Origin of the sequence: Actinotalea sp. JY-7885, assembly GCF_014525465.1 — a bacterium.
Lineage (GTDB): Bacteria > Actinomycetota > Actinomycetes > Actinomycetales > Cellulomonadaceae > Actinotalea.
In genome coordinates this window covers 1-3891 of sequence record NZ_JACEXH010000237.1, presented here as the reverse complement: position 1 = coordinate 3891, position 3891 = coordinate 1, and the positions used below count along the sequence as shown (strand labels likewise).

The window sequence follows — 3891 nt, the reverse complement described above, 5'->3', positions numbered from 1 at the left end:
ATGACCGCGACGACGTCGTCGCCGGCCGCGGCCGAGAGCCGCGGCCGGGGCGCGGGCCGCCCGGCGGAGCGGCCCGGCCAGCGCCGGACCCGGCACCGGGAGCTGCGCGGTGCCCTGCTGTTCCTCAGCCCGTGGATCGTCGGCTTCCTGGTCTTCACGCTCTGGCCCGTGCTCTACAGCGGCTACCTGTCGCTCACGGACTACGACGTCCTGACCGACCCCGAGTTCGTCGGGCTCGAGAACTACGAGCGCATGGCGCAGGACGACGACGTGCGCCTCGCCCTGTGGAACACCTTCTACTACACGGTGCTGCACGTGCCGCTGCTGGTGATCCTGTCGCTCGCGCTCGCCCTGCTGCTCAACCAGGCGGGACGCTCGGCGGGGTTCTTCCGCACGGCCTTCTTCCTGCCCAAGATGACCCCGCCGGTCGCCGTCGGTGTGCTGCTCCTGCTGCTGTTCAACGGGCAGGGCGGCCTGGTCAACGAGGTGCTCGGCTGGTTCGGGATCGACGGCCCGAACTGGACGACCGACCCGGCGTGGGTCAAGCCCGGCATCGTCCTCATGAGCCTGTGGGCCATCGGCTCGTCGGTGATCATCCTGCTCGCGGCGCTGCGCAGCGTGCCGCAGGAGCTCTACGACTCGGCCCGGGTCGACGGCGCCGGCTTCTGGCAGCGGACCCTGCGGATCACGCTGCCGATGATCAGCGGCCCGATCTTCTTCATCGTCGTCGTCAACACCATCGCGAGCTTCCAGACGTTCACCGAGGCGTACACCGCGTTCTTCGGGTCGGGGAACACGACCTACAGCAACGACGCCGCCCTGTTCTACGTCATCTACCTGTTCCGGCAGGCGTTCGAGTTCCTCGACATGGGGTACGCGTCGGCGCTCGCGTGGCTGCTCTTCGTGATCATCCTGCTCGTCACGCTGGTCCAGCTGCGGGTGTCCAGGCGGTTCGTCTTCTACGAGGGGGAGGACCGGTGAGCGTCAACGTGGGCGCCGCGGGGTCCGCGGACGCGACGCGCGTCGAGAACCTGGGCCTCGGCGCCGTCGTGCAGGAGACGGGCGGGCTGCCGCCGCGGCGGCGACCGCGGCTGACAGTCGGACGGGTGCTGGTGCTCGCCGCGCTCGGGGTCGCCACGCTGATCTTCGTCTACCCGTTCGTGTGGTTGCTCAGCGCGTCCTTCAAGCCGCGCGGCGAGGTGTTCGACAACAAGCTCATCCCGGACACGTTCACGGTCGAGAACTACCTGAACGTGTGGCAGGAGGCGCCGATGGCGCTCTGGCTGCTCAACACGGTGATCGTGACGGTGCTCGCGGCCGTCACGGTGACGATCTCGAGCGCGATGGTCGCCTGGGGGTTCTCGTACTTCCGGTTCCGGGGGCGGGAGGCGCTCTTCGGCCTCGTGCTGGCGACGATGATGCTGCCGGGTGCCGTGACGATGATCCCGACGTTCCTCATCTGGAACTCGCTCGGGCAGGTGGGGACGCTGACGCCGCTGTGGGCGGGCAACCTCTTCGGGTCCGCGTTCTACATCTTCCTCATGCGGCAGTTCTTCCAGGGCCTGCCGCGGGACCCGTTCGAGGCGGCGACGCTCGACGGCGCCAACAACTGGACGCTGTTCTGGAAGATCGCCCTGCCGCTGACGCGACCCGCCGTCGTGGTGACGCTGCTGTTCGAGCTCCAGGCGGCATGGACGGACCTCATGCGGCCGCTCATCTACCTGCGGGACTCGAGCACGTTCACGATCCCGCGCGGGCTCAAGTCGCTCGTGGACCAGTACGGCTTCGGCGGCGAGTGGCACTGGGAGATCATCGTCACGGCCAGCGTCATCACGACGGTGCCGATGATCATCATCTTCTTCCTCGGCCAGCGTCACTTCATCGAGGGCATCGCCACCACCGGCGCCAAGGGCTGATCCGCCGGGGCGGTCAGCCGATCAGGCCGACGGCGTACCCGATGAAGGTCAGGACGCCCAGGAGCGTGAGGCCGAGGATCACCGCGTAGACGGCCTTGTTGGCGCCGGCGCTCGGAAGGTCGGGCTGCATGCGCTTGACGCCGCCCGTGGTCGACGACTCCCCGGGCGGCGTGTCGCCCGGCATCACGCCGCCGCCGGGCTCGAGGCCCGGGGTCTGCTCCGGCTGCGGGTCGGTGCTGGGGCTGCTCATCCCGCCACGCTAATCGCGGTCCGCGGGGCTGCAACCGCGCGCGGCGCCGCACTCACTCCTCTCGGTCATGGGGGGTGCCGCCCGTGAAGAGCTCTGCGGTCGCGCCGCTGAACAGGTCGGCGCCCTTGATGCGGCTCGTCTCCTCCGGGCCCAGGATCACGCGACGCCCGTCCTGCTCGACCTGCGAGGCGCCGCCGTCGGGGCCCAGCGGCAGCACGATGCGCTCCGGCGCCGCGGTGTACGTCGCGCTCGGGGCCCGGCCGGCGATCGCGTCCCGGATGTTCGCCACGACGACGGCGGCGTGGTCGCGGGCCGCCGTCGCACGCTTGGACTCGCGCACGTCGGTGATGTCGCCGACCGCCCACACCGCGTCCTGGCCGCGCACCTGCAGGTGCTCGGTGACCGGAAGCGTGCCGTCGTAGTGCCGCAGGTCGGCGAGCGCGGTGTCGAGGTAGCCGGTCATCGGGCGCGAGCCGTAGCAGCGGAACCACATCTGCGCGGTCACGGCCTCGCCCTCCGTCGTCTCGACCGTGAAGGGCGCGTAGGTGCCGACGTCGAACGGGGGCAGGTATCCCAGCGGGGCGCCGAGCACGAGGTCGATCCGACGCTCCGCGAGCTGCGCGCGGACGGCGTCGCGCAGCTCGGGCAGGTACTGACCGAGCGGCAGGATGTCGTCCTCCTGCTCGACGATCGACACGCGCAGGTCCGGGAACGCGCTGGTCAGCTCGCCGGCGAGCTCGAGGCCGACCGGGCCGGCGCCGATCAGCATGACGCGCTCGCACTGGCGCAGGCCCTCGCGCATCCGCTCCAGGCGAGCCCGCGCGACGACCGTGTCGTCCTCGAGGAACTTGGCCGGGAAGGGGTAGCCGGTGCCGGTGGCCAGGACGACGTGGTCCGCCTCGAGCGAGGCGGAGCGCGACAGGTGCACCACGCCGGGCGAGACGAGCCGGGCCCAGTCGCGCACGACGCGTCCCCGCCGCAGCAGGGTGTCGTAGCCGAAGAACACGCGGTCCTGCCAGGCCGGGTCGACGGCGGCCCGGAGCGTGGCGACCGCGTGGACGAAGGCGTCCTTCGGTTCGACGAGGGTCACCTCGGCGTCGTCCTGGAGCGCGGACGCCACCGCCACCCCGCCGTACCCGCCACCGACGACGACCACCCGCTGCTGCATCACGCCTCCAGACCGCGACCGCGACGTCCGCGGTCGGCTGCACGGCCATCGTCGCCGCGCCCGGGGCGGCGGTCCAGCCGGCGCCACCATCGTCGCCACCACCCCGCCGCCCCCGCCGGGACGAACGGCCCGCCGCCGCCTCCCGCGCCGGCGTCCGAGGTTCCGGCGGAGGCTTCCGCCCGGCATGTGGTCACAACCCTCCGACGTCGCGAGATCGGCGGTGGTGCGTCGGTGGGCGGGCGCGTCAGGAGGCGAGCTGGCGGGCGAGGTCGGTGGGGTCCGTGGTGGGGCGCTCGCACACGAAGCCGCGGCAGACGTAGGCCGTCGGTCGACCCGCGACCAGCGGGCGGTCGTCGAGCAGCCCCACCCGGTGCCGGGTCGCCGCGTCGCCCGTTGACGCCGACTCCCTCGGCGGGCCGAACGCCAGGACGGCGCCCGGCGCCGGGCTCGAGACCGCGGCGCGGACCAGCTCGCGCGTCGCGGGGTCCGCCGGGTCGCCGACGACGGCGACCTCGCGGGGCCCGTCGAGCAGCGCCTCAGCGGTCGCGAGCGCCCAT

At 72.1% G+C, this 3891-nt stretch carries 4 protein-coding genes and 1 pseudogene; 2 read left to right on the top strand and 3 right to left on the bottom strand.

Annotated elements, in window-relative coordinates:
* Entirely contained in the window at window positions 1-981 is a 981-nt protein-coding gene (locus IDM29_RS15495; protein WP_188037748.1) for a carbohydrate ABC transporter permease, read from the top strand.
* Complete coding sequence (locus IDM29_RS15490) at window positions 978-1916, top strand: carbohydrate ABC transporter permease (protein WP_309232754.1); 939 nt, start codon at window positions 978-980, stop codon at window positions 1914-1916. Before IDM29_RS15495 ends, IDM29_RS15490 begins: the two co-directional genes overlap by 4 nt.
* 13 nt (window positions 1917-1929) lie before the next feature.
* Here IDM29_RS15490 and IDM29_RS15485 read toward each other — a convergent pair whose 3' ends face one another.
* The 3 genes and pseudogenes from IDM29_RS15485 to IDM29_RS15475 all read right to left on the bottom strand — a co-directional run.
* Window positions 1930-2166, bottom strand: coding sequence for a DUF6480 family protein (locus tag IDM29_RS15485; protein ID WP_182111845.1), 237 nt, complete (start codon window positions 2164-2166; stop codon window positions 1930-1932).
* A gap of 52 nt (window positions 2167-2218) precedes the next feature.
* On the bottom strand, window positions 2219-3334 hold the full coding sequence (locus IDM29_RS15480) for an FAD-dependent oxidoreductase (protein ID WP_188037747.1): 1116 nt from the start codon (window positions 3332-3334) through the stop codon (window positions 2219-2221).
* Between the two features lie 244 nt (window positions 3335-3578).
* Window positions 3579-3891 (bottom strand): annotated as a pseudogene (locus IDM29_RS15475) (N-acylglucosamine 2-epimerase); the annotation flags it as partial.

Bases quoted from the DNA above. Each gene is read 5' to 3' on its own strand.
- IDM29_RS15495 (WP_188037748.1), top strand. From the start codon at position 1: ATGACCGCGACGACGTCGTCGCCGGCCGCGGCCGAGAGCCGCGGCCGG.
- IDM29_RS15480 (WP_188037747.1), bottom strand. From the start codon at position 3,334: ATGCAGCAGCGGGTGGTCGTCGTCGGTGGCGGGTACGGCGGGGTGGCG.
- IDM29_RS15485 (WP_182111845.1), bottom strand. From the start codon at position 2,166: ATGAGCAGCCCCAGCACCGACCCGCAGCCGGAGCAGACCCCGGGCCTC.